A 25645-nucleotide genomic window follows, 5' to 3' on the forward strand; every position below is an offset into this window, starting at 1 on the left:
GCTACAGCCAGCCGTTGCGCCGTGCCGCCCGCACCGCCTCCATGCGGTTGCGGGTGCCGGTCTTGCCGATGGCGGCGGAGAGGTAGTTGCGGACGGTGGCCTGGGAGAGGTGGAGTCTGCCGGCGATGTCGGCGACGGTGGCGCCGTCCACGGCGGCGGTCAGGACGTCGCGTTCGCGCTGGGTCAGGGGGTTGGGGCCGGCGCTCAGCGCCGCCGCGGCGAGGCCGGGGTCGATCACCCGCTCGCCGGCGAGCACCCGGCGGATCGCCGCCGCCAGGTCCTCCACCGGGCCGTCCTTCACCAGGAAGCCGGAGGCCCCGGCCTCCATCGCGCGGCGCAGATAGCCGGGCCGGCCGAAGGTCGTCACGATGAGGACCTTGCAGGACGGCAGTTCCGTGCGCAGGTCGGCCGCGGCGTCCAGGCCGCTGCGGCCGGGCAGTTCGATGTCCAGGAGCGCGATGTCGGGTCGGGCGTCGAGGGCGGCGGCGACGATCTGGTCGCCCGCCGCGACCTGCGCCACGACCTGCATGTCCTCTTCCAGGTCGAGCAGCAGCGCCAGCGCGCCCCGCATCATTCCCTGGTCCTCCGCCAGCAGGACCTTGATCACCTGGTCATCTCCTCCACGTCCGCCATATCGCCCGTGCCGACCGGCAGTTCGGCCGTGACACGGAAGCCGCGCCGGCCGTCGGGGCCGCTGCGCAGGGTGCCGCCCACCGCGGCCAGCCGCTCGGCCAGCCCCTTCAGGCCGGTGCCGCCCACGGGCCGCGAAGGGTCGGCCGCCGCCGGGGCGTCCGGTGCGCCGGGCTCCCGCGCAGGGTCCGGGTGGCCGGAGCCGGCCGCGCCGTTCCGCCCGCCGGTCGCCCCGCCCCCGCCAGGGTCGTCGCCGCGTCCGGGGACGCGGTCGCGGAGCCGGGCCGGGCCGGGTGCCGCGGCAGCACCGGAGCTTACGGGACCGCGGCCGTCGTCCGTGATCGTCAGCCGGACCCGATCCTCGTCGGCGTGTACGTCGATCTCGCAGCGGGTGGCGCCGCTGTGCCGGACGGTGTTGGTGACGCCCTCGCGGACCACCCAGCCCAGCAGCGCGCCGGCCTGCGGGGGCAGCGGCGGCCCCGCCTGCCGTACGACGGGCTCGATCCCGGCCGCCTCCAGCGCCGAACGGGCCCGGTCCAGTTCGGTGGTCAGGCTGCCCTCGCGATAGCCGGAGACCGCCTCGCGGATCTCGGTCAGCGCCTGCCGGCCGACCGCCTCGATGTCGGCGGCCTGGGCGAGCGCCGCCTCCAGGTTGCGCGGGGCCAGGCGGCGGACCGCCTCGGCCTTGACCACCACCACGGACAGGGTGTGCCCCAGCAGGTCGTGCAGATCGCGGGAGAAGCGCAGCCGCTCCTTCTCGACGGCGCTGCGGGCCAGTTCCTGGCGGGTGGTGTTCAGCTCCTGGATGGTGTCGAACAGGCTGAGGACGGTGGCCGTCACCGCGCCGGACAGGAAGGTGCCGTATCCGATGCCGAACGAGCCCCACGGCTGGTCGTTGTGCCCGCCGGCCAGATACCCGGCCGTGCCGCTGAGCGAGATCAGCCAGAGGGCGAGCTTCTTGCCGCGCAGGACGCGGACCGTGCCGGAGGCCAGCGACAGCAGCGGGAAGAACAGGAACCAGTTGTCGCCGAACCCGAGGGCGATGGCGAAGGTGACGGCGGTCAGCAGGCCCAGTGCGTACACCGGACGCCGGGAGTGCCGCAGCCGCGGGTCGAACGACGACCAGACGACGGTGATGTAGAGGGAGTTGAAGGCGAGCAGCCCGAGACCGGCCAGCCAGGGGTTGCCGGTCCTGCCCTGGATGATGTTGGAGAAGGCGCCCAGGCCCATCAGCAGCCAGGGCAGGAAGGCGTACTTGCCCGGCCCCCGGTCGGTCTTCGTGCCGGGTTGCTTCGGCCGGCACGCGTGGCCGTCGGCGCCCTCCGCGCCGCCGGGCCCGTCGTCCCCGTCGGCCCACTGCTCGGTCTGCTGCACTGTCGCTTCCCCGGTCTGTCCCATCGTCGATCACACCGTGCGTGCGGCCCGACGGTACGCGTACACCGCGTAACCGCCGAAGAGTGCCAGCCAGGCGGCCAGTACCGCCACCGTGGCCAGGCCCGGTGCGCCGCCCTGGGTGACGCTCTGGCCGAGCTCGGCGAAGCGGTTGCCGGGGGTCCAGGAGGACAGCGAGCGCAGCCAGCCGGGGAACAGCTCGGCCGGGAACCACAGGCCGCCGACGATCGACAGCAACAGCAGGCAGCCCGTGTTGACCACGCCGGTGGACTGCGCGGAGAGGCGGTAGCCGTTGCCGAGGCCGAGCAGGGTGAAGGGGGCGGTGCCGATCCACAGCAGCCCGGCCAGCGCGGCCCACTGCCAGGCCGGCATCCGGACGCCGTTGACCAGCCCGCCCACCAGCAGCACGGAGGCGAGGGCCGGCACCACGGTCACCGCAGCGGTCAGCCCCCGGCCCACGACGACCTGCACCGGGCCCAGGGGGGTGATGCGCAGCTGCCGCAGCCAGCCCAGTTGCTTGTCCTCGGCGACGCCGGTGCCCGTGCCGATCGCCGCGCCCAGCGCGCCGTACGCGGCCATGCCGACCATCGACGCGGTCTTCCACTCCATGCCGGCGCCGCCGGGGCCCGCGCCGATGTTGGTCATCAGCAGGTACATCAGCACCGGCATCCCGATGCCGAAGATGACGAAGCCCCGGTCGCGCAGGGTGCGGCGCACTTCGAGGCGGATGTAGTCGAGCATCACGCGAGCTCCTTCGCGGACCGGGTGGCGGCGTCGGGCGCCGGGGTATGGGGGGCGTTGCCGGAGGTGAGTGCGAGGAAGGCGTCCTCCAGGCCGGCGGGGGCGACCTGGAGCCCGCGGACGAGGCCGAGTCCGGCCAGTGCCACGACCGTCGCGTCGGAGTCCGCCGTCCGCAGCAGCGCGCGGTCGCCGCGCACCTCCACGGCGCTCACGCCGGGCAGTCCGGACAGCGGCCCGGTCGACGCGCCCGCGAGGTCGAAGGAGACCAGCGAGCCGCCGGCCCGGCGCTTGATCGCGGCGCCGGTGCCGTCGGCGACCACCCGGCCGGCGTCCATCACCACGATCCGGTCGGCGTGTTCGTCCGCCTCCTCCAGATAGTGGGTGGAGAACACGACGGTGTTGCCGCGGCGGGCGTAGGCCCGCATCGAGCGCCAGAAGACGCGCCGCGCCTCGACGTCCAGCGCCGCGGTCGGCTCGTCCAGCACCAGCAGTTCGGGGTTGCCGGCCAGCGCCACCGCGAAGCGGACCCGCTGGGCCTGCCCGCCGGACAGCTGGTCCACCCGCCGCCCGCCGAACTCGCCCAGGCCCGCCAGCTCCAGGGTCTCGGTGACGTCCATGGGGCGGGGGTACGTGCCGGCGACGAAGGTGATCAGCTCGCGGACGGTGACCCGCGGCACGGGCTTGCCGTCCTGCAGCATGGCGCCCACCCTGCCCGCCCGCACCGCGGCCTGCGGGGTGCCTCCGAACAGCCGCACCGAGCCCGTGCCGGGCGGCAGCAGGCCCAGCAGCATGCTGAGGGTGGTGGACTTGCCCGCGCCGTTGCGTCCGAGCAGGGCCACCGTCTCGCCCGCCGCGATCTCCAGGTCGAGCCCGTCCACCGCCCGCACCGCGCCGTAACTCCGCGTCACCCCGGAGAAGGCCACGGCCGGTGCCCCTCCCGCGGTGTGCGCCGCGCTGTCCGGCCTTTTCGTCTGTGTCATGCCCGCCCCGCCTCTCGTCCGATGCCTACGACGTTACGGAGAGTTGCCGGGCGGGGTTAGAGGCGAATGTGTGTGATCCGACCTGACAAATGTCACGGTTCGACGCGGCGCGGGGCGCTCCACGGGCCGGAAGGCGGCGGGGGCGCCGGCGTATCTGACAAAGTGTCAGAGGGGTTCCGGGTGCCGGGCGGATCGGCTATACATGGGAGCCATCGGCTAGAACGCGTTCTAGAAGTGCGAGAGGTGTGCTGTCCGAGCGCGGCCGCGCCGACCAGATACGACCCCGGCACGGTCGACGGTGCGGACGGCCGGGCCGGGGTCTTCGCAACGTGGTGAAGGAGCAAGCAGCCCCATGCCCATCGACGCCGCCAAGGCCACCTCCGCCGAGCCGCGGACCACCGAACTCGCCTGGGACCACAAGGACGTCCAGCTCTACCACCTCGGTATCGGGGCCGGCGCGGCCACACCGGAGAAGCCCCACCCCGCCACCGACCCGGACGAACTGCGCTACACCCTGGAGAGCGCACTGCAGGTCCTGCCCGCCTTCGCCACCGTCGCGGGCGGCGGCATGGCGGTCGCCGGCGGACTCGCCGCGCCGGGCATCGACGTCGACCTCGCCGCGGTCCTGCACGGCGGGCAGACCGTCACCGTGCACCGCGCCCTCCCGGTGAGCGGCCGCGCCACCCAGACCTCGTCCGTGCCCGCCGTGTACGACAAGGGCAAGGCGGCCGTCATCGTGCTGCGCTCCGAAGTCGCCGACGACGACGGCCCGTTGTGGACCTGCGACACCCAGATCTTCGTCCGCGGCGAGGGCGGCTTCGGCGGCGAGCGCGGCCCCTCCGCCCGCCTCGAACTGCCCGACCGCGCCCCCGACCTGCACACCGAACGCCACATCCGCCCCGACCAGGCGCTGCTCTACCGCCTCTCCGGCGACTGGAACCCGTTGCACGCCGACCCCGAGTTCGCCAAGCTCGCCGGCTTCGACCGGCCGATCCTGCACGGGCTGTGCACCTACGGGGTCACCCTCAAGGCCGTGGTCGACACGCTGCTCGGCGGCGACGTGACCCGGGTGCGGTCGTACACGACCCGCTTCGCCGGGGTGGTCTTCCCGGGGGAGACGCTGCGGATCCGCCTGTGGCAGGAGCCCGGCCGGGTCCTGGTGTCGGTCACGGCCGCCGACCGCGACGAGGCGCCGGTGCTGGCGGACACCGTGGTGGAGCACAGCTAGCGCCGTCCCTTCCGGTCCGGGGCCCGGCCGGCCGGGCGTGGCACGACGGGCGGGGCCGTGCGGCGACGCCCTGGTGCCGGTCGCCGCCCCCGCCGGTCAGGGCAGGGCGGACATGCCGTCGTACGCACGAGAGGAGCCGTGACATGCGCGCAGCCGTACAGCACGAGACAGGGCAGGACAAGCTCGAAGTCGTCGACGACATCGAGGCGGTGGGGTTCGGCCCCGGCAAGGTCAGGATCCGGATCCGGGCGACCGGACTGTGCCACTCCGACCTCTCGGCGATGAACGGGGTGCTGCCGCAGCCCGCCCCCTTCGTCCCCGGGCACGAGGGCGCCGGCGAGATCCTCGACGTGGGCGACGGCGTCACCGGGCTCGCCCAGGGCGACCGCGTCCTGATGTGCTGGCTGCCCGCCTGCGGCAGCTGCCCGTCCTGCAAACGCGGCCAGAGCCACCTGTGCCTGGCCGGGTTCATGAACGCCGGCACCCCCAACTTCCGGCGCGCCGGCGGCGATGTCTTCGGCTTCGCCGGCACCGGCACCTTCACCGAGGAGGTGGTGGTCGCCGCCAACTGCGCCGTCCCGATCCCGGACGACGTCCCCTACGAGATCGCCGCGCTCATCGGCTGCGGCGTCACCACGGGACTCGGTGCGGCCCTCAACACGGCCAAGGTGGAGGCCGCTTCCTCGGTCGCGGTGATCGGCTGCGGCGGCGTCGGCATCTCCGTCATCCAGGGGGCGAAGGCCTGCGGCGCGGCCCAGATCATCGCCGTCGACCCGGTGCCCGCCCGCCGGGAGGCCGCCCTGCGCTTCGGTGCCACCGAAGCCGTCGCCCCGGAGGAGTTCGCCGACGCCAAGGCCCGGATCACCGCGGGGGAGGGCTTCGACTACGTCTTCGAGGTGGTCGGCAAGTCCGCCACCGCCCGCACCGCCTACGAGATGACCCGGCGCGGCGGCACCCTGTGCGTCGTCGGCGCGGGCGCCATGGACGACACCTTCCAGGTCAACATGTTCGAGCTGTTCTTCGACGAGAAGCGGATCCTGCCGTCCCTGTACGGCGGCGGGGATGTGCTGCGCTCCTACGAGCGGGCCATCGCCCTGTGGCGGGCCGGCCGGATCGACCTCGAAGGCCTGATCACCCACCGCGTCCGGCTCGCCGAGATCAACGAGGCGCTCGACCAGATGCGCTCCGGGACCGCGCTGCGCACCTGCATAGAGATCTGACGCCCGCGGCGCTCACGCTTCCACGGAGCGCGTCGCCGTGCCCCCTCATCCCGTATCCACCGCACCGCATCGTGCTCCGAGACGACTGGAGAGGACAGGAATGGCACAGCCACTGGAGGGCCTGACCGCGATCGTCACCGGTGCCGGGCGCGGCCTGGGCCGCGCCGAAGCCCTGGAACTCGCCCGCCTCGGCGCAGCCGTCGTGGTCAACGACTACGGGCAGCCGGGCCGCGACGGCTCGGGCGAGGCCTCGGCGGCGCCCGCCGAGGACGTCGCCGCCGAGATCCGGGCGGCGGGCGGCCGGGCCGTCGCCCACCTCGGTGACGTCGCCGACCACGACCACGCCCGCGCCCTGGTGCACCTGGCGGTCGAGACGTACGGACGACTCGACATCCTGGTCAACAACGCGGGCATCCTGCGCGACCGGATGGTGTTCTCGATGACCGAGGACGAGTGGGACTCGGTCATCCGCGTCCACCTCAAGGGCCACTTCAACACCACCCACTTCGCCGCCGTCCACTGGCGCGAGCGCGCCAAGGCGGCCGGCGGCCCGGTCCACGGCCGGATCATCAACACCTCCTCCGAGGCGTTCCTCGCGGGCTCGGCGGGCCAGCCCAACTACGCCGCGGCCAAGGGCGGCATCGTCGGCCTGACCACCTCCACGGCGCTGGCGCTGGGCAAATACGGCGTGACCGCCAACGCGATCTGCCCGCGCGCCCGTACCCGTATGACGGAGGACGTCTTCGCCGGCCTTCCCGCCCGGCCGGCGGGCCGGGAGCCCGGGGAGGGCGGGCTCGACGTGCTCGCGCCCGAGCACGTCGCACCGCTCGTCGGCTACCTCGCCTCGCCGGCCGCGGCCGGGGTCAACGGCCAGCTGCTGGTCGTGCACGGCGGCATGGTCGCCGTCGCCGAACGCCCGCGGATCGCCGCCAAGTTCGACACCGCGAAGGACCTCTTCAGCTTCGAGGAGCTGGACGGCCTGCTGACGCCGTACTTCGCCGAGCGCCCGCCGGGGGAGACCTTCGCGGCGGCCGAGGTGCTGGCCCTCAAGCACGACTGACGGCCCAGGGCGCACCACGCACGACGGCCGTGGCCACCTTCCGCGCGATGCGGTGCGGTGGCCACGGCCGTGCGTACGGTCGGCGGTCGGGACCCGCCGGACCGCCCTTACGCGTCCTGCGGCTGCTTGTCCCGGCGGTGCCGGCCATGGGCGGTGGAGCCGGACTCCTCAGCGGCGGCCGGGCCACGGTGCCTGCCGGAGCTTGCGGCCTCGGCGGCCTGGGCGGATGCCTCCTGGGGGCTCGCCTGGGTCGTGTCGGTTCGGGCTTCGGACATGGAAAGAGTCACTCCGTCAGATCGCTTACAGCTGTACGCGTCGGGACCTCGCCCGACGGCCGCCAAGGCTGACCCAGAGCGGCACTGTCGGTGGCCGGTCAACCGGCTGCGCAGCCCCCGCCCGGAATTCTAACGGGGCCGGAAATAGCGCTCCACCGGGTCTACCGGGCCGCCAGCGGCGCCTGCTGCAAGGGCACTGGCCTGCGGATTTGAGGATGCGCGGGAAGGCGCCGCGGTTCCGCGGACACGGCCTGTGGATGTGCAGATGCTGTGGAGCGGTTGTCGGCAACTCCTGCATCCAGGACAATCCCCCCGCCGCTCCCGGCGGCCGCCCCGCACGCCGCTTCCCGCACCGGCCGTACGGGGACAGGCATCGGCCGCGGCGCCGGTTCCGGACCGGCCGGCCGGGGCGCCTCCCCTGCCCGCGGCGGTTCCGCCGGCCGCGGCATCGGCATCGCGCCCACCGGCCGCGGCGGGGGCGTCGGGCCCACCGCCCGCTGCGGAGGCATCGCACCCACCGGCCGTGCCGCTTCCACGGGCGGCGGCGGCTCCACCGGCCGTGCCGCTTCCACGGGCGGCGGCTCCACCGGCCGTGCCGCTTCCACGGGCGGCGGCTCCACCGGCCGTGCCGCTTCCACGGGCCGCGCCGCCTCCACCCGCCGCGCCGACTCCGCCACCGCCCCCGGTACCGCCACCCGCGCCACTCCGCACGGCTCCGCCCCCGTCGCGTACGGCAGCAGCAGCGCGCCGGCCGTTGTCCACAGGCCGGATCCCGCCAACCACCCCTCCGGGGCCGGGATGTGCCGCAACTGCCGTTCCGCGGGCCGCCAGACGGCCGGCCAGGTGCCGTTCGCCGTCTCCACCCGGAACGCCACCGCACAGCTCTCCGGCGCCAGCATCTGCCCCGGCTGCATCGCGAACGGGGCGAGCGTGCCCTCCGCCGGCCGCAGGCACTCCGGGAAGCGCACCGGCCGGCTGCTGCCCCATACGCCCCAGCCCAGCCGGTCGTGCCCCGGGGCGTCGGACCGTACGAGCAGCAGCCCGCTGTCCGGATCGGCGAGCAGCAGCCGGTCGTTGCTCTCCTCGGTGATCTGCAGCAGCGGGCCCGTCTCGCCGCCCCGCTCCAGATCGGCCACCACGGTCTTCGTCCGGCCGTCCCGCTCCCGGTCCAGGGCCAGCAGCCGGCCGCCCCGGTCCAGCCAGACGCCGCCCGTGCAGCGGCCGGGGATCCGGGCGATCCGCTCGGGGCCGTCCGCGCCGCCGTGCAGCAGCCACAGGGCGGTGTGGTGCGCCTCGGGTGCCAGCGCGTAGGCCCGTTTCCCGTCGGGGGCGGGCGGCAGCAGGGCGAGTTCGGGGGCCGGGACGGCGCCCAGCAGGAGTTCGCCGGTGCCGGGGCCCGCCGGGTAGAGCAGGGAGGCGACGAAACGGTCGGCGACCCGGCGCAGGATCAGCACCCGCCCGTCCGTGAGCGGCAGCAGTGCGCTGTCCGGCTCCTCGGGCTGGGTGCCCTGCAGCGGCACGGCGTACGGCTCGGGGCCGCTCAGCGTCCAGCGCTCCGGAAACCAGCTCCCGGCGGCGTCGTCATGACGGGCGAGCCGGGCGGCGTACGAGCCGTCGGCGGCGAGCGTCAGCGCCGCGCGGTGCGTGCTGTCCGGCGCCGCGGCGCCCTCAGGGGCACAGATCGTCATCGAGTGGTCACCTCCAGTCCGCAGCCGACGCTAGTTTTCGCACGTCCGGCCGATCGCCGACAGGTGCCACACTTCACGCATAAGGGTGGCGATCGTCCGGTTCGCCGGTGTTCAAGAAGGCCGTCGTGCTTCGGATTTCACGCATGGGCCGAGCGGCGGACGGGGAGGGGCCGGGGGAGACGTCCCGAGGGCCCCGCGCCATGTCACAGCTGGGAGGTAACCTTCCACCCGTGCCCGTACTGTCTGAAGTCCTCACCGCGCTCGACGCCCTCTGGCCCCCCGAGCGGGCCGAAGGGTGGGACGCCGTCGGCACGGTCTGCGGAGATCCCGGCAGCGAGGTCCGCCGGGTGCTGTTCGCCGTCGACCCCGTCCAGGAGATCGTCGACGAGGCGGTGCAGCTCGGCGCCGACCTCCTCGTCACCCACCACCCGCTCTATCTGCGCGGTACGACGACGGTCGCGGCCTCGACCTTCAAGGGCAAGGTCGTGCACACGCTCATCAAGCACGACATCGCCCTGCACGTCGCGCACACCAACGCCGACACCGCCGACCCCGGTGTCTCCGACGCCCTGGCCGGCGCCCTGGACCTGCGCATCCTCGGACCGCTGGTCCCGGACCCGAGCGATCCGGCGGGCCGCCGGGGCCTCGGCCGGGTCTGCGAGCTGCCGCACCCGATGACGCTGGCCGAGCTCGCCGCCCACGCCGCCGAGCGGCTGCCCGCCACCGCGCAGGGCATCCGGGCGGCCGGCGACCCGGACCGCGAGATCCGGACCCTCGCCGTCTCCGGCGGCTCCGGCGACAGCCTCTTCGACGACGTGCGGGCGGCCGGTGCGGATGCCTTCCTCACCGCCGACCTGCGCCACCACCCGGCCTCCGAGGCCACTCAGACCACCGGGCAGAACAGCCCGCCGGCGCTGCTCGACGCCGCCCACTGGGCCACCGAATGGCCGTGGTGCGAGCAGGCCGCGGCACAGCTCGACGCGGTCTCCGACCGGCACGGCTGGGGACTGCGCACGCACGTCTCCCGCACGGTCACCGACCCCTGGACCGCCCACGCGGCGTCCACCCCCTTCTCCGCCCCGACCCACACCACAGGAGCCCCACGCTGAACGCCGCGCCCGCCGACCAGATCCGCCTCCTCGACGTCCAGGCCCTGGACGTGAGGCTCACCCAGCTCGCCCACCGGCGCAACAACCTGCCCGAACTGGCCGAGCTGCAGACCCTGGAGGCCGACCTCATCCAGCAGCGCGACCTGCTCGTCGCCGCGCAGACCGAGGAGAGCGACACCAGCCGCGAGCAGACCAAGGCCGAGCAGGACGTCGACCAGGTGCGCCAGCGCGCCGCCCGCGACCAGAAGCGCCTGGACTCCGGTGCCGTCACCTCCCCCAAGGACCTGGAGAACCTCCAGCGCGAGCTGACCTCGCTGGCCAAGCGCCAGGGCGACCTGGAGGACGTCGTCCTGGAGGTCATGGAGCGCCGCGAGAGCGCCCAGGAGCGGGTCACCGAGCTGACCGGCCGGGTCGACGCCATCCAGGCCAAGGTCGACGACGCCGCCGCCCGCCGGGACGCCGCCTACGCCGAGATCGACGCCGAGCGCGGCACGGTCGCCAAGGAGCGCGAGCTGACCGTCGCCGACATCCCGGCCGACCTGCTCAAGCTCTACGACAAGATCCGCGCGAAGGAGGGCGGCGTCGGCGCGGCCCGCCTCTACCAGCGCCGCTGCGAGGGCTGCCGCCTGGAGCTGAACATCACCGAGGTCAACGACGTGCGCGCGGCCGCCGCCGACGCGGTCCTGCGCTGCGAGAACTGCACCCGCATCCTGGTCCGTACGCCCGACTCGGGCCTCTAGGCCGTGACACGCACGCTGATCGTCGAGGCGGACGGCGGGTCCCGGGGCAACCCGGGGCCGGCCGGCTACGGCGCGGTCGTCCTCGACCCGGAGACGGGCGAGGCACTGGCCGAGGCCGCCGAGTTCATCGGCACCGCGACCAACAACGTCGCCGAGTACAAGGGCCTGGTGGCCGGCCTGCGGGCGGCCCACGCGATCGCCCCGCAGGCCCGTATCCGGGTGCGGATGGACTCCAAGCTCGTCGTCGAGCAGATGTCCGGACGCTGGAAGATCAAGCACCCGGACATGAAGCCGCTGGCCGCCGAGGCCGGTGCGGTCTTCCCGCCCGACCAGGTCACCTACGAGTGGATCCCGCGCGCGCAGAACAAGCACGCCGACCGGCTCGCGAACGAGGCGATGGACGCCGGGAAGATCGGCAGGCAGTGGGAGCCGGGCAACTCCACGGCGGCGCTCGCCACGGCCGCCGCACCCGCCCGCAGCGCCGCCGCCCGGGCCGCCGACGAGGCAGTGGCGACGGCGGAGGACAACGCGTCCGCCGCCGCCCCGTCGGTCGGCTGGGGCCCCGACCTCGGGCCGCCCGCGACCCTCGTCCTGCTGCGGCACGGCGAGACCCCGCTGACGCCCGAGAAGCGGTTCTCCGGCAGCGGCGGCACCGACCCCGCGCTCTCCGCCGCCGGCCGCCGCCAGGCCGAGGCGACCGCCGCCGCGCTCGCCGCCCGGGGCACGATCCAGGCCGTCGTCAGCTCACCGCTGCGGCGCTGCCGGGAGACCGCCGGGGCGGTCGCGGAGCGGCTCGGCCTGGAGGTCCGCATCGAAGAGGGCCTGCGCGAGACCGACTTCGGGGCGTGGGAGGGGCTGACGTTCGCCGAGGTGCGCGAGCGCCACCCCGAGGACCTCGACGCCTGGCTCGGCTCCGCCAAGGTGGCGCCGACCGGCGGCGGCGAGTCCTTCGCGACGGTCGCCCGCCGCGTCGCCGTCGCCCGCGACAAGCTCCTCGCGCGGTACGCGGGCAGGACCGTCCTCGTGGTCACCCACGTCACCCCCGTCAAGACACTGGTCCGGCTGGCACTGGGCGCCCCACCGGAGTCGCTGTTCCGGATGGAGCTGTCCGCGGCATCGCTCTCGGTCGTCGCGTACTACGCCGACGGCAACGCCTCGGTGCGGCTGCTGAACGACACCTCGCATCTGCGGTAGGGCACTCGCCTGGGCCGTGTCCGCCGTGTGCGGGGCCCGTGCGCCCGTGTCCGCCGTACGTCGCGGACCCGTCGTACGCCGCGTACCCGTGTACGCCGCTTCGTACGCGACAGGGCCCGGCCACCATCGGATGACCGATGGTGGCCGGGCCCTTCGTGCAGGAGGGCCTCAGGCCGCCAACGCCGCCGCCTGCTGGGCGAGTCGGCGCACCCGGTCCCAGTCCTTCGCGGCCAGTGCCTCGGCCGGCAGCATCCATGTGCCGCCGACGCAGCCGACGTTCGGCAGCGCCAGGTAGGAGGGCGCCGACGCCAGGCCGATGCCCCCGGTCGGGCAGAAGCGGGCCTGCGGCAGCGGCGCGGCCAGGGAGGCGAGGTAGGCGGTGCCGCCCGCCGCCTCGGCCGGGAAGAACTTCAGCTCGGTGATGCCCTCCTCCAGCAGGGTCACCACCTCCGAGGCCGTGGAGACCCCCGGCAGGAACGGCAGCCCGGAGTCCTGCATCGCGCCCAGCAGCCGCGGCGACCAGCCGGGACTGACCAGGAAGCGGGAGCCGGCCGTGCGGGCCGCCTCGACCTGCCCGGGGGTGAGCACGGTGCCCGCGCCGACCACCGCCTCGGGGACCTCGGCGGCCACGGCCCGGATCGCGTCCAGCGCGGCGGGCGTCCGCAGGGTCACCTCGATCGCGGGCAGTCCGCCCGCGACCAGGGCACGGGCGAGCGGTACGGCGTCGGCCGCGTCGTCCAGTACGACGACCGGGATGACGGGGGCGAGCCCGAGGACCGACGAGGCGGCTCCGTCCTGCTCGAACGCAGGGGAGCACTCGGGGGCGGCGGACGCAGGGGGACCAGCGGGTCCAGGGGGCGCGGAAGAGGAAGAGGAGGCGGCGGCGCGAGTCACGCCGCCCATACTGCGCGCAGGGGCCGCCCTGTGCAACGAGTGTTGCGCATGCTGCAACGGGAGGGGGGTCGGTGCTCTTTGCGGGCCGCCCGTCTGCCCGGATCGCTGGCAGGCCCGCCTGCCGGCCCTGCCCGCGCTCCCTCCGGCGGCCCCGCCCCGCGGCCCGCGCGCCGGCCCCGTCGTGCAGCCCGCGCGCCGGCCTCCCCCTGCGGACCGCCCGCCGGCCCCCGGCCCTACAGCTCCGTCACGATCACATCGACGGCCCACGCCTTGCCGGCCTTCGCCGGAGGCTCCGCCTCCACCGCGTACCCCAGGCCCCGCAGCGCCTCCACCAGCTCCGCGGGGCCGGCCGGCGCCAGGCCCGCCGACAGCAGGTCCCGGACCAGCCGTCCCTTGGTCGCCTTGTTGAAGTGGCTGACCACCGTGCGCTTCTCCACCCCGGCCACGGTCTTCGACTGCAGCACCCGCACCGTCGCGGTGCGCCCGGCCACCTCGCCCTTGGGCTTCCAGGCCGTCGCATACGCCGCCGAGCGCAGATCGAGCACCAGCCCGTCCCCGGCGGCCTCGGGCAGCACTTCGGCCATCGGCGCCCGCCAGTACGCGCCCAGCGCGCCGAGCCCCGGCAGCTTCACGCCCATCGAGCAGCGGTAGGACGGAATCCGGTCGCCGATCCGTACGGCGCCCCACAGGCCCGAGAACACCAGCAGGGACCGCTCGGCCCGCTTGCGCGCCGCCGCGTCCAGGGAGGCCAGGCCGAGCGCGTCGTAGAGCACCCCGGTGTAGATCTCCCCGGCCGGCCGCGTCCCCGCCGTCCGCAGCCCCGCGTTCTTGGCGATCTCGCCCTTGAGGCCGTCGCTGAGCCCGAGCACCTCCTGCGCCTTGGTCTCGTCCGCCGCGCACAGCCCGACCAGCTCCTCCAGCACCGCCTCGCGCGCGGCGGTCAGCGCCGGCAGCGACAGCGCACCGGTGTCCAGCGGCGCCCCGGCCGCTCCCGCGGCCTTCCCTTCGGACGGCGGCAACAGCACGAGCACGGTGTTCTCCTTCACGGCGGTACGGGCGGGGGTGCGGCCCCGGGAAAGCGTATGGCCTGCGGCGGGCGGCCGGAGAACCGCCGGGCTCCGCCCGGGCGGAGCCCACCGGGGCGCCGGGCGCGACGGGGCCCGGGTCCCGTGCCCCGATGCCGAGAGCGGAGCCCCGGTGCCGGGTCCCGGGCGCCCCGGTGCCGGGTACCTGGGCCCCCGGTGCCGGGTACCTGGGCCCCCGGTGCCGGCCCGTTGCGCCGAGCCCGCGCCGTCACCGGCCGCCGCCTGGGCGGCCAGGTCCGGCACCCACCGCCGCCCGGACGCCCCGGGAGCGGTCCCCGTACGCCTGTCGAGCACCCCGCCGTCACCACCCGCGTCCTGGGCGTCCAGGTCCCGTACCCGCACGCCGCGCAGGCGTCCCCGGGCCGGCACCCGGACGCCCCGGGACCGGCCCCCCGTACGCCTGCCGGGCACCCCGCCGTCACCCGCCTGCCGCGACGGGAGCGGCCGCCCGCCATACGCTCGATGGCATGCCCCGTCTCCATATGCACGTGACCGACGCGGCCGAGGCCCCGCTCCGGGTCGCGCTGCGCGAACTGCGCGGAAGGCTGGAGATCCCGGACCACTTCCCGCCCACGGCACAGGCCGAGGCGGAGAGCGCCGCCCGCGCCCCGCGCATCCCGGCCGCCGACGGCGCGGTGGCGACCGCGCACGCCCTGGAGGACGCCACCGACCTCCCGCTCTTCACCCTCGACCCGCCCGGCTCCCTCGACCTCGACCAGGCCATGTTCCTGTCCCGGCGGCCCGGCGGCTATCGCGTCCACTACGCCATCGCCGATGTCGCCTCCTTCGTGACCCCCGGCGGCGCCCTGGACGCCGAGGCCCACCACCGGGTGACGACCCTCTACTTCCCCGACGAGCGCGTCCCGCTGCACCCGCACGTGCTGAGCGAGGGCGCCGCCAGCCTGCTGCCCGACCGGGACCGCCCGGCCGTGCTGTGGCAGCTCGACCTCGACGCCGACGGCGCGCTGACGGCCGCGTCCGCACGCCGCGCCCTGGTCCGCTCCCGTGCCCAGCTGGACTACACCGGCGTCCAGCGGATCCTCGACGACGGGACGGCCGAGGAGCCGCTCGCCCTGCTCCGCGAGATCGGCCTGCTGCGGGAGGAGCGGGAGGTCGCCCGGGGCGCGATCTCGCTGAACGTCCCCGACCAGGAGATCGTCGAGCACGACGGCCGCTACACCCTCGAATACCGCGCCCCGCTCCCCGCCTACGGCTGGAACGCGCAGATCTCCCTGCTCACCGGCATGGCGGCGGCCGACCTGATGCTGGCCTCCGGCACCGGCATCCTCCGTACGCTGCCCTCCGCCCCCGACGGCTCGGTCGCCCGGCTCCGGCTGACCGCCCGCGCGCTCGGCGTCGACTGGCCGCACCACACCTCGTACGCGGCGCTGATCCGGACCCTCGACCCGCGGTGCCCCGCCCACGCCGCGTTCCTCCAGGAGTGCACCGCCCTGCTGCGCGGCGCCGGCTACACCGCCTTCGACGGCACCGCGCCCCGGGCCTCCGAGGCGCTGCACGCCGCGGTCGCCGCCCCCTACGCGCACGCCACCGCACCGCTGCGGCGGCTGGCCGACCGCTACACCTCCGAACTGTGCCTGGCCGCCTCGGCCGGCGCCGAGCCGCCCGGCTGGGTGCGCAGCGCGCTGCCCGCCCTGCCCCGCGAGATGGAGACCGGCACCCAGCGCGCCAACCAGGTGGAGCGGTCCTGCGTCGACCTCGTGGAGGCGGCCCTGCTGCGGGACCGGGTCGGCGAGATCTTCGAGGCGCTGGTCGTCGACATCCAGGAGAAGGACCCCACCCACGGCACCGTCCACCTCTACGACCCGGCCGTCGTCGGCACCGTCGAAGCCGCCCCGGAAGGCCCCGCCCTGCCCCTCGGCCACCGCATCCCGGTCCGCCTCGCCGAAGCCGACCCGGGCCATCATGCGGTCCGCTTCACCGCCGCCTGACCGCACCCGCCGCCTCGGGTGCCGTGACGCCGCCGGTCCCGTACACGGTGCTACGGCCGCTCTCGCTCACCGGGCCGCTCTCGGTCACCGGGCCGCCCCGCTCACCCGGGGGTCCCGTTCACCCGGGGGTCCCGTTCGCCCGGCGGTCCCCCTCACCCGGCGGTCCCCCTCACCCGGCGGCCCCGCTCACCCGGCGCTCTCGGCCACCGCGCCCCGGCCGTCCTCAGCCGTCGCGCCCGCCCCGTCCGCCCGCAGGGCTGCCACCGCCGCCACCTGCTCCCGCAGCACCGCCACCGCCGCCCGCGCGTCATCGGCATGGAACCGCACCGTACGCACGGACTCCCGCCGCCCCAACAGCCGGACGGCCACGACCGGTTCGGTCAGCTCGACGGTGAGCGAGGTCTGACCGCCGACCGCCAGCTCCACCACCTCGCTGCCGTCCTTCTCCGGCTCCCTGACGAACCGGAGGTCATGGCGCACGGCGGCGATCCGCTCCAGCGGAATCCGTATGTCCCGGCGCGCACCGTCCCGCACCCACAGCGTGTCCGTGCCCACCACATGCGGCCGGGTGACCGCCGCCGCCTGGAACCCCAGCATCATCAGCACCGTGTAGAGGTCCAGGACCAGCATCACCGCGTGCGCCACCGGATGGTCCGCGAGCAGCACTCCGACCGCGACCGTCTCCACCACGCACACGAAGGTCAGCCCGTACACGAACGCGGCCTGCGCCCCCGCGTACCCCAGGGCCCGCTCGCCCGGCGCCACCCCGATCCGCCGCCGTGCCGCCCACCAGCCCAGGCTGACCAGCCACCGCGCCTCGTGGGCGGCCAGCCGCCGCAGCGCGCTCTCCCGGCTCACCGCGCACGCTCCGCGACCAGCTGGATGGCCCGGCGCAGGGCCTGCGCCTGCGCGGGCGCGAAGTGTGCGTAGTACGCCGCCATGAAGCCCTCGTCCCCCTCCGGGCCCGTCCCGGCGGCCCGTTCCCAGTGCTCCGCCCCGACCTCGGCGACCAGTGCCGCCGGAATGCAGTCCGCGAGCGCCCGCGCGGCCGGTTCCACCCGCGGATCGTCCACCGAGGCGTCCACCAGCGCGTCGAGCAGCCCGTACACCTCGTAGGTCCGGTCCATCGCCCCCGGCGCCGCGGCCATCTCCCCGAGCAGCTCCACCATCCGCTTCTGCCCCTCCGCCCCGCCGGTCGATTCGAGCAGCGCCAGCACCTCCCGCTCCTTCGCCGCCATCGCGGGCTCCGGGCCGGGGCGCCCGGCCGAGGCCCGCGCCATCTCCGCGAAGAGCGCCGCCAGTTCGTCCGACACGGGTCCCTCCGCGGGCAGCCCGCCGTGCTGCTCCGCCTGCCGCCGCACCGCCGCCAGCCGGGCCCGCCGCGCCCGGATCTGCTCCTCCTGACGGGCCAGGTCCGCGTCCAGCTCGGCCAGCACCTCGTGCAGCTCCCGCCCGGCGTCGTCGGCGAGCACGTCCCGCACCTCGTCCAGCCCGAGCCCCAGCTCCGTCAGCCGCCGCACCCGGGCGAGCGCGACGGCGTCCCGCAGCCCGTACTCCCGGTAGCCGTTGGCCCGGCGTTCCGGCTCGGGCAGCAGCCCCAGGTGGTGGTAGTGGCGTACGGCACGGGTACTGACGCCGACCAGACCTGCGAGTTCACCGATTCTCATGTGCCCAGTACAAACGTTGCCGCTGCGACAAGGTCAAGAGCGGGCCCCGGCGGCGTACGGGGAAGCCTGGCGAGGGCCGGTGCCCCCTACGGGTAGCATGGTCGCCACGGCGGACGAGCCGGCCGGACGGCCGCGTGGGGATCGACGATCCCCCCGAGGAACGTCCGGGCTCCACAGGGCAAGGTGGTGGGTAACGCCCACCCGGGGTGACCCGCGGGACAGTGCCACAGAAAACAGACCGCCGGAGGCTTCGGTCTCCGGTAAGGGTGAAACGGTGGTGTAAGAGACCACCAGCCTCCGAGGTGACTCGGAGGGCTAGGTAAACCCCACCTGGAGCAAGGTCAAGAGGAGGCATCGGCTGATGCCTCTGCGCGGACGACCGAGGGCTGCCCGCCCGAGTCCGCGGGTAGACCGCACGAGGCTGCCGGCAACGGCAGCCCTAGATGGATGGCCGTCTCCCCCCGGCCCGCAAGGACCGGGGGCGACAGAACCCGGCGTACAGGCCGACTCGTCCGCCTTTCCCCCTCCCGCCGTATGCGGCGTACCGCCATGCACCTTGTCCATGGCGCAATTCGCCATGACCGTCATCGGCCTCACGAGGGAAAGAATCACGAAATTCCGGCGCCACATCGCCAGGGCAAGGGCGACGGCCGCCAAATGGACAAGGCCGCCGATAGCGGGTGCCTGTGAATACTTTGTGGACGCGCTGTAAGGGATGTAACCGAAGTGGAGAACATGCGGGTGCGGATTCGGCGCGGCCCGGCCGCTCATTACACGCCCAGCGCCATGCCGCAGAAAGCAGCAAAGGGGTGAGGGCGGTGCCGGCCGAATCAGGCCGGCACCGCCCTCACCCCGGAGCCGTGTGCGCAGGAAGGCTCAGCCGCGGCAGTCGCCGACTTACTTGCCGAGCTCCTGGTCGAGGTTCTCGAAGGAGTCCGCGGCCTTCTCCAGGTACTGGGCCAGGCCGTCGAGACCCTCGTTGGTCTTCGACATGCCCTGCTTGAACTCGTCGAAGTCGTGGCCGAACTTCTTCGAGGCCGACCGGGTGACGAAGCCGTTCTCGAGCAGGCCGTCGATGTAGGACTTCAGGTCGTGAAGCTTCTCCTCGATGCGCTCCTTCTCGCGGTTCATCTTCTTCGCGGCGGCCCGCATGTCCTCATATGTGACATCAAGGTCCTTGGCCATGACGCTCCCCTTCCCTCCGTTCGACAACCGCGAGGTTCCCCCTCTCGGCATACGCGTGGCGTGCACCGGGTTGGGCGCACGCCGTTGGGCACCCTAATCGCTAACCCGCGCCAGGCGCACATAAGCGCAGACGCCGAGTCCGTTAACTCCGCGAAAGTCGGGCGTTGTTGAGACATATCGCGGGCGCACGACCGAGTCGCCGGGAGGGATATTCTCTCTTTCGTAGAGAGGTATTTCGAGGAGGAGCTAAGTGTGCGTTTGAAGCTGACTGTCGTCGATCCCTATACGAACGCCAGCAAAGACCTCGTCCTCGACGCCGACCCCGAGGCCCGAATCGACGCTGTTGCCCGGGAGTTGGCGGTCCGCGTGCGGGGCGGGGCCGCGGCCGGACAGCCCGGACCCGTGCTCTACCTCGACAACTCCCAAGTGGACCCCCACCACACCGTCGCCACCTCCCCGCTGCGCGACGGCGCGGTCGTGAGCCTGGACGACCCCTCCGGCACGCTGCCCGGCGAGCAGGCCGGCGTCATCGAGATCCGGGTCGCCGGCGGGCCCGACGCCGGTGCCGTGTACCGGTTCGGCATCGGCCGGTACGACATAGGCTCCGGCCAGGGCTGCCAACTGATCGTCAATGACCCGGAGTTGCCCCAGCGCGCCCTGACGCTCTACGTGGTGGCCCCGGACGACCTCCGCCTGGCCGTGCACGCCGGTCAAGGCGGAGAGCCCGGCCGGCCCGGCGCGGCGCCCGAGAACAAGGGGCCCAAGTTCGAGGTGCGGGTCGACGGCAAGCCGCTCGAAGGGCAGCAACTGCGCGTCGGCTCCCAGCTGGCCATCGGCAACACCCTGCTCGACGTGGCCCGTTACACGCCCCCGGACGCGGCCCTGAAGTGGTCCGACGACGGCTCCGGGCTCGACTACAACCGCCCGCCGCGGCTGCGCCTGCCGGAGCGCACCACCAAGTTCCGCCTGCCGTCGCCCCCGAAGGAGCACGAGGCCCGGCCGCTGCCCTGGCTGATGGCGCTGTCCCCGCTCGTCATGGCCGTCACCATGGCGATGGTGATGGGGCGCGCGACGTACCTGGTGATGGCGGTCTTCAGCCCGCTGATCATGCTCGGCAACTACTTCTGGGACAAGAAGCACGGCCGCAAGTCCCATGCCAAACAGGTCCAGGAGTACGAGGAGCACAAGGCCCGGATCGAGCGCGACGCGCAGGAGGCGCTGGTCCTGGAGCGCGGCGACCGCAACCTCGACCACCCGGACCCCGGCACCGTCTGGGCCCACGCCACCGGCCCCCGCACCCGTCTGTGGGAGCGTCGCCGCAGCGACGCCGACCACCTGCTGCTGCGGGTGGGCACCGGCCGGCTGTCCTCCGCCGTCGTCCTCGACGACCCCGAGCAGGACGACCACCGCCGCCAGGTCACCTGGGACATCGCGGACACCCCCGTCGCCCTGCACCTGGGCCGGCTCGGCGTGATCGGCTTCGCGGGCCCCGGCGACACCGCACGCAGCCTGGCGCGGTGGACGGTGACGCAGGCGGCCGTCCTCCACAGCCCGCTGGACGTGCAGTTCTACGTGCTCACCGAGGCGCTCGGGGAGGGAAGTTGGAACTGGGTCCGCTGGCTGCCGCATGCCCGTCCGACGGCGCAGGACGCCAACGTCCTCATCGGCAACGACGCCGAGACCGTCGGCGCCCGTATCGGTGAACTCACCCAGATCCTTGAGGCCCGGCAGAAGGCCGCCCAGGAGAACCGCGGTCAGGCGGGCTTCGCCGACCCCGACATCGTCGTCGTCTGGGACGGCTCGCGCCGGCTGCGCTCGATGCCCGGCGTCGTACGGCTGCTCCAGGAAGGCCCGGCCGTATCGATGTACGCGATCTGCCTGGACGAGGAGGAGCGCTTCCTGCCGGGCGAGTGCAAGGGCATCGTGATCGCGGAGCCGCGCAATTCCCGGCACGCCCGGCACGAGAAGCAGGCCGGTGGCGGCGCGACCGACGCCATGGAGGTGCTGCGGCAGGCCGCCGAGGAGGAGCGGCGCAAGAAGGAGGCCGAGGCCGGCAAGTCGCGCCGCAAGAAGAAGCAGAAGAAGTCGCCTGCGGCCGCCTCGCCGGAGATGACCAACACCGCCGCTGTGATGCTCGCTTTCAACAACCAGGGCGGCGCCCCCGCGCCCGCGACGCCGACCGCCGGCGAGCAGATCGACCCCTCCGTGATGCGGCTGCGCGTGCAGCAGGAGGGCAGTGCCAAGGTCCTGGGCGTACGGCCCGACTTCGTCTCGCCGGCCTGGTGCGCCCGGGCGGCCCGGGCCCTCGCTCCGCTGCGCGACATCAGCGGTGAGGCGACGGACAGCGCGCTGCCGGACGCCAGCCGGTTTCTTGACGTGATCGGGATGGAGCCGCCGACGGCCGGCGCGGTGGTCGGCCGCTGGCAGACCGGCGGGCAGTCCACGCTGGCGATGGTCGGCGAGTCGTACGACGGTCCCTTCGGCATCGACATCCGCAAGGACGGGCCGCACGGCCTCATCGCGGGTACGACGGGTTCCGGCAAGTCCGAGCTGCTGCAGACGATCGTCGCCGCGCTCGCGGTGGCGAACACGCCGGAGAACATGACCTTCGTGCTCGTCGACTACAAGGGTGGCAGCGCGTTCAAGGACTGCGTCCACCTGCCGCACACCGTCGGCATGGTCACCGATCTCGACGCCCACCTCGTCGAGCGCGCCCTCGAGTCGCTCGGCGCCGAACTGCACCGCCGTGAGCGCATCCTGGCCCAGGTCGGCGCGAAGGACATCGAGGACTACCAGGACCAGGTGCGCCGGAGTCCGGGTATGGCGCCGCTGCCCCGATTGCTCCTGGTCATCGATGAGTTCGCGTCCATGGTCCGCGACATGCCGGACTTCGTCACCGGCCTGGTCAACATCGCCCAGCGGGGCCGCTCCCTCGGCATCCACCTGATGCTGGCCACCCAGCGGCCGTCCGGAGTGGTCTCGCCGGAGATCCGGGCCAACACCAACCTCCGGATCGCCCTGCGGGTCACCGACGGCGGCGAGTCGACGGACGTCATCGACTCGCCCGAGGCCGGCAACATCTCCAAGAACAACCCGGGCCGCGCCTACGTGCGCACCGGCGCGGCCTCCCTCATTCCCTTCCAGTCCGGCCGTGTCGGCGGTCGCCGTCCCGGCACCGTGGACCCGATGGCCCTCGCCCCGTGGACCGGGGAGCTGGACTGGGCCGGTCTGGGCCGCCAGGCGCTGGTGAAGCCCGCGGCTGCCAAGAGCGAGGAAGAGGAGATCACCGACCTGAAGGTCCTGGTCGACGCCATCCGGGAGGCCAACGCCCACCTGCAGATCCCGCAGCAGCACAGCCCGTGGCTGCCGGCCCTCGCGGAGACCGTGCTGCCGGAGGACCTGCCGCCCGTTCAGGGCCAGGGTGCGCTGCCTCCGGCGCCGTACGGCATCGAGGACCTGCCGGCGAGCCAGTCCCGCCGCGCGGCCGCGATCGACTTCGCCACCTTCGGCCACCTGCTCGTCGCGGGTGCGCCGCGCAGCGGCCGCTCCCAGGTGCTGCGAACGATCGCGGGCTCCCTGGCCCGCACCCTCTCCTGCGCAGACGTCCACCTCTACGGCATCGACTGCGGCAACGGCGCACTCAACGCGCTGGCCAAGCTGCCGCACTGCGGCGCGGTGGTGGGCCGCAACCAGAGCGAGCGGGCCGCTCGCCTGGTCCGCCGCCTGTCGGCGGAGGCGAGCAGGCGGCAGGAGTTGCTCGCGCAGTACGGCTTCGCGGACATCGGCGAGCAGCGCGCCGGGGCGCCGCAGGACCAGCGGCTGCCGCACATCGTGCTGCTGCTCGACCGCTGGGAGGGCTGGGTCTCGTCCCTGGGCGAGCTGGAACACGGCGAGCTGACCGACGAGTTGCTGACCCTGATGCGCGAGGGCGCGAGCGTCGGCATCCACCTGGTGATCACGGGCGACCGGCAGCTCCTCACGGGCCGGATCTCCTCGCTGACGGAGGACAAGCTCGCCCTGCGCCTTTCGGACCGTACCGACTTCTCGATGCTGGGCCTCAACAGCCGCAAGGTGCCGGACGAGATCGCGCCGGGCCGAGCGTTCCGCAACGAGACGGGTACGGAGATCCAGTTCGCGCTGCTGAGCGAGGACGCCACCGGGCAGGGCCAGAACGCGGCGATTGCGGCCATCGGAGAGGGGACGGCCCACCGGGACGCGGCAGTGCCGCGGGCCATGCGGCCCTTCCGGGTGGACTCGCTGCCCAGCCGCATCACCTTGAACCAGGCGTGGCAGCACGTCGATCCGGCGGTGTCCGCCTCGCGGCTGTGGGGCCTGGTGGGTGTCGGCGGTGACGACCTGACGGCCTTCGGCCCGGACCTGGCACAGGGCTTGCCGGGCTTCGTGATCGCGGGCCCGGCGAAGTCGGGTCGCTCGACCGTGCTGATGAACCTGGCGGCCACGTTCGTGGGCCGCCGCGGCGCCCGCTTGGTCATTGCCGCACCGCGGACCTCTCCGTTGCGTCAACTGGAGGGATATAAGGGCGTCTTGGCGGTCTTCACGGGCAGTGACATCGAGGAGGACGAGCTGAAGGAGGCCCTGGCCACGGCGTCTTTGGAGCGTCCGATCGTGGTCCTGATCGACGACGGCGAACTCCTTGAGGACTGCGATGCGGAGGACGAGTTCAAGAGGCTGATCGCGACCGGCGCCGACCGCGGCATCGGCATCGTCATCGCCGGCGACGAGGACGACGTCTGCTCGGGCTTCAGCGGCTGGCAGGTCGACCTGAAGAAGTCCAAGCGCGGCCTGTTGCTGTCCCCGCAGGACACGTCGAGCGGCGAACTGATCGGCGTGCGCCTGAGCCGGAGCGCGGTGGGCGGCCCGGTGACCCCGGGCAAGGGCCTGCTGCACCTGGGGAGCGGGGAGGCGTTCACGGTGGCCGTGCCGATGGGCTGATGACGCTCGATCGAGCTTTACGCCTGCCGGTCCCCGGGTGGCCGGGCCGGCAGGCGGTCTCATACAGGATCAACCAAGGGGGAGGTCGGGCGCATTGAGCGACCTGCGAGTTTCGTACGACGAGCTGTTGGAGATCAAGAAGAACTTCGCCAGGCTCAATCGCGAGTTCAATTCATGCGGGGCCAACCAGGACGCCATGGCGGATGCCTACGGCAATGGCAACATCATCGGGGCCATGCAGGAGTTCGTCGACAACTGGGATGACCACCGAAAAGAGCTCGTGCAACAGATGGAGGACGCCGAAAAGCGGGTCAAGGAAGTCATCAAGAAGTTCAAAGAGGCCGACGGCGAGAAGGGGGAGTAAGGAATCATGGGTAAGCGTCCGGTCGATTGGTCTCCTATCGCCGAGAGTGACCCGACTCCCGGTGACCCCTACGAGGTCCGGGAAGAAGCCCGGCGGCTCGACAACATCGCAGAGACCATCAGGGAGCAGTCACGGGCCCTTCGTGAGGTCGGTAAGTCCGAGAACCTCAAGGGAAAGTACACGGAGAAGCTCACCGAGGGATCGGAGGATCTCGCGGGAAAGCTCAGCAAGGTCGAGGGCCGGTACGAGAAGGTCGCCGGCCTGCTCCGGGAATGGGCGAAGGAGCTGGAACACGCCCAGGGAGAGACCCTGAAGGCGCGTAGTCAGGCGCAGCAGAACGAGAAGGACGAGGACGCAGTGGAGGCGGCCCAGTCCCGTATGGACGAGGCCGTGGACCACTATGTGAGCTTCGGCGCGAAAATCGGTGGCCAGATCGAGGACGCGCTCGATGACAGCGTCGAGGACAGCCTCTGGGATGACACGGTCGGTTGGGTGAAGGAGCATTCCGAGGGATTCAAGTTGTTCCTCGACATCCTCGGCTGGATCGGGACGGCACTCGCCATCGTGTCGATGTTCATCCCCGGACTGAACGTCCTGGTCGCGATCGGCCTCGCGATCGGCCTCGCGGTTGTCGCCGGTCGAATGACGTTGGTGGCCGCCGGACAGGCAACCTGGATGGACGTGGCGTTCGACTGCATTGGTCTGGTGACGTTCGCCGCTGGTGGGCTCGCTGTGAAGGGTCTGAAGGCAGCGGGTTCCAGCGTGCGTACCGCGGCCACCGCGAGTCGTACCGCGGGCCTCAAGGAGGGGCTGGCCGCCACCAAGGGCATGCGCAATCAGTTCGCCAACGCACTTGCCAACGCCGGGGACGACGCCTCGAAGGTGGCGATCAGGTCGGAGATGAACACCCTGCGGAAGCTGATATCCCGCGACGCCGGAAAGGTTGCGGGCGACACCGCCGATATCAGTACGTTGGGCAAGATCCTGAACCAGGGTGACGACGAAGCCATCGGCATCCTCCAGGGGATCCGGTCGAACGCCGCCGCGCACGGGGATGCCGTTTCATCAGCGGCCGTCCACGGTGGGCACCTGGCATACGGTGGAGCGGCCGGCATGCAGTGGACCGGTTTCGCCGCGGACGTCGGCGACAAGGCTCTCGGCGACAACGACACGTTGAACGCTGTTGGCGAGCTGACCGGCGGCTGGCAGAAGCCCAGTTGGGATTCCTACAACGATTTCAAGGGCGAGAACTGGAAGGTACCTGCCAGCTCGGCCTGGTAATCGGCCCCCC

General features: G+C 73.3%; 21 protein-coding genes and 1 other RNA gene. 11 read left to right on the forward strand and 11 right to left on the reverse strand.

Annotated features, from left to right (window positions below):
• Position 1: 1 nt before the first annotated feature.
• Genes AB0411_RS32270 through AB0411_RS32285 form a run of 4 tightly spaced genes read right to left on the reverse strand, consistent with a single transcriptional unit; the run spans position 2 to position 3743 of the window.
• A complete protein-coding gene (locus AB0411_RS32270) occupies positions 2-607 on the reverse strand; it encodes a response regulator transcription factor (protein ID WP_366420821.1) in 606 nt (201 codons plus the stop codon).
• Positions 604-2028, reverse strand: a complete 1425-nt coding sequence (locus tag AB0411_RS32275) for a sensor histidine kinase (RefSeq protein WP_366420822.1) — start codon at positions 2026-2028, stop codon at positions 604-606. Before AB0411_RS32275 ends, AB0411_RS32270 begins: the two co-directional genes overlap by 4 nt.
• Positions 2029-2034: 6 nt before the next feature.
• Entirely contained in the window at positions 2035-2763 is a 729-nt protein-coding gene (locus tag AB0411_RS32280; RefSeq protein WP_366420823.1) for an ABC transporter permease, read from the reverse strand.
• Complete coding sequence (locus tag AB0411_RS32285; protein ID WP_366420824.1) at positions 2763-3743, reverse strand: ABC transporter ATP-binding protein; 981 nt, start codon at positions 3741-3743, stop codon at positions 2763-2765. Before AB0411_RS32285 ends, AB0411_RS32280 begins: the two co-directional genes overlap by 1 nt.
• Before the next feature lie 352 nt (positions 3744-4095).
• Here AB0411_RS32285 and AB0411_RS32290 point away from each other — a divergent pair, with 352 nt between their 5' ends.
• The 3 genes from AB0411_RS32290 to AB0411_RS32300 all read left to right on the forward strand — a co-directional run bounded on the left by AB0411_RS32290 (position 4096) and on the right by AB0411_RS32300 (position 7251).
• Positions 4096-4971, forward strand: coding sequence for a MaoC/PaaZ C-terminal domain-containing protein (locus AB0411_RS32290; protein WP_366420825.1), 876 nt, complete (start codon positions 4096-4098; stop codon positions 4969-4971).
• A 143-nt stretch (positions 4972-5114) separates the two neighbouring features.
• Positions 5115-6191, forward strand: a complete 1077-nt coding sequence (locus AB0411_RS32295; RefSeq protein ID WP_366420826.1) for a Zn-dependent alcohol dehydrogenase — start codon at positions 5115-5117, stop codon at positions 6189-6191.
• A 100-nt stretch (positions 6192-6291) separates the two neighbouring features.
• On the forward strand, positions 6292-7251 hold the full coding sequence (locus AB0411_RS32300) for a 3-oxoacyl-ACP reductase (RefSeq protein ID WP_366420827.1): 960 nt from the start codon (positions 6292-6294) through the stop codon (positions 7249-7251).
• A 107-nt stretch (positions 7252-7358) separates the two neighbouring features.
• On the opposite strand, the gene AB0411_RS32305 is transcribed toward AB0411_RS32300, so the two are convergent.
• Together AB0411_RS32305 and AB0411_RS32310 are read right to left on the reverse strand one after the other, a co-directional pair.
• The gene (locus tag AB0411_RS32305; RefSeq protein WP_366420828.1) at positions 7359-7526 is read right to left on the reverse strand and encodes a hypothetical protein; all 168 of its coding nucleotides are present in this window, start codon (positions 7524-7526) and stop codon (positions 7359-7361) included.
• Between the two features lie 161 nt (positions 7527-7687).
• Complete coding sequence (locus AB0411_RS32310; RefSeq protein WP_366420829.1) at positions 7688-9214, reverse strand: hypothetical protein; 1527 nt, start codon at positions 9212-9214, stop codon at positions 7688-7690.
• Positions 9215-9444: 230 nt separating this feature from the next.
• Between AB0411_RS32310 and AB0411_RS32315 the strand changes: the two genes are divergently transcribed.
• The 3 genes from AB0411_RS32315 to AB0411_RS32325 are packed head-to-tail and all read left to right on the forward strand — an operon-like array spanning position 9445 to position 12257.
• Entirely contained in the window at positions 9445-10323 is an 879-nt protein-coding gene (locus AB0411_RS32315; RefSeq protein WP_366420830.1) for a Nif3-like dinuclear metal center hexameric protein, read from the forward strand.
• Entirely contained in the window at positions 10320-11063 is a 744-nt protein-coding gene (locus tag AB0411_RS32320) for a zinc ribbon domain-containing protein (protein ID WP_179265983.1), read from the forward strand. Before AB0411_RS32315 ends, AB0411_RS32320 begins: the two co-directional genes overlap by 4 nt.
• A gap of 3 nt (positions 11064-11066) precedes the next feature.
• Positions 11067-12257 carry a bifunctional RNase H/acid phosphatase gene (locus AB0411_RS32325; RefSeq protein ID WP_366420831.1) on the forward strand — a complete coding sequence of 397 codons (1191 nt, stop codon included), beginning with the start codon at positions 11067-11069 and terminating at the stop codon, positions 12255-12257.
• 168 nt (positions 12258-12425) lie between these two features.
• Here the strand turns inward: AB0411_RS32325 and eda are convergent, their stop codons facing one another.
• Positions 12426-13160 (reverse strand): bifunctional 4-hydroxy-2-oxoglutarate aldolase/2-dehydro-3-deoxy-phosphogluconate aldolase, encoded by a 735-nt coding sequence (gene eda / locus AB0411_RS32330; protein WP_437044084.1) that lies wholly within the window; start codon positions 13158-13160, stop codon positions 12426-12428.
• Between the two features lie 224 nt (positions 13161-13384).
• Positions 13385-14182, reverse strand: coding sequence for a peroxide stress protein YaaA (gene yaaA / locus AB0411_RS32335; RefSeq protein WP_366420833.1), 798 nt, complete (start codon positions 14180-14182; stop codon positions 13385-13387).
• 521 nt (positions 14183-14703) lie between these two features.
• Here yaaA and AB0411_RS32340 point away from each other — a divergent pair.
• Complete coding sequence (locus AB0411_RS32340) at positions 14704-16185, forward strand: RNB domain-containing ribonuclease (RefSeq protein ID WP_366420834.1); 1482 nt, start codon at positions 14704-14706, stop codon at positions 16183-16185.
• 186 nt (positions 16186-16371) lie between these two features.
• On the opposite strand, the gene AB0411_RS32345 is transcribed toward AB0411_RS32340, so the two are convergent.
• Together AB0411_RS32345 and AB0411_RS32350 are read right to left on the reverse strand one after the other, a co-directional pair.
• On the reverse strand, positions 16372-17043 hold the full coding sequence (locus AB0411_RS32345) for a hypothetical protein (RefSeq protein WP_366420835.1): 672 nt from the start codon (positions 17041-17043) through the stop codon (positions 16372-16374).
• Positions 17040-17852 (reverse strand): MerR family transcriptional regulator, encoded by an 813-nt coding sequence (locus AB0411_RS32350; RefSeq protein WP_366420836.1) that lies wholly within the window; start codon positions 17850-17852, stop codon positions 17040-17042. Before AB0411_RS32350 ends, AB0411_RS32345 begins: the two co-directional genes overlap by 4 nt.
• A 114-nt stretch (positions 17853-17966) precedes the next feature.
• On the opposite strand from AB0411_RS32350, the gene rnpB reads away from it, so the two are divergent.
• An RNA gene (rnpB, locus tag AB0411_RS32355) (RNase P RNA component class A) lies at positions 17967-18367 on the forward strand.
• A gap of 382 nt (positions 18368-18749) precedes the next feature.
• Here rnpB and AB0411_RS32360 read toward each other — a convergent pair.
• Entirely contained in the window at positions 18750-19037 is a 288-nt protein-coding gene (locus AB0411_RS32360; protein WP_366420837.1) for a WXG100 family type VII secretion target, read from the reverse strand.
• Between the two features lie 252 nt (positions 19038-19289).
• Here AB0411_RS32360 and AB0411_RS32365 point away from each other — a divergent pair, with 252 nt between their 5' ends.
• The 3 genes from AB0411_RS32365 (at position 19290) to AB0411_RS32375 (ending at position 25635) form a co-directional block, all read left to right on the forward strand.
• Positions 19290-23990, forward strand: coding sequence for an FtsK/SpoIIIE domain-containing protein (locus AB0411_RS32365; RefSeq protein WP_366420838.1), 4701 nt, complete (start codon positions 19290-19292; stop codon positions 23988-23990).
• A gap of 127 nt (positions 23991-24117) precedes the next feature.
• Entirely contained in the window at positions 24118-24354 is a 237-nt protein-coding gene (locus AB0411_RS32370) for a hypothetical protein (protein WP_366420839.1), read from the forward strand.
• 6 nt (positions 24355-24360) lie between these two features.
• Entirely contained in the window at positions 24361-25635 is a 1275-nt protein-coding gene (locus tag AB0411_RS32375; protein WP_366420840.1) for a hypothetical protein, read from the forward strand.
• Positions 25636-25645 lie beyond the last annotated feature (10 nt).

Origin of the sequence: Streptomyces angustmyceticus (genome assembly GCF_040701845.1) — a bacterium.
Classification (GTDB): domain Bacteria; phylum Actinomycetota; class Actinomycetes; order Streptomycetales; family Streptomycetaceae; genus Streptomyces; species Streptomyces angustmyceticus_A.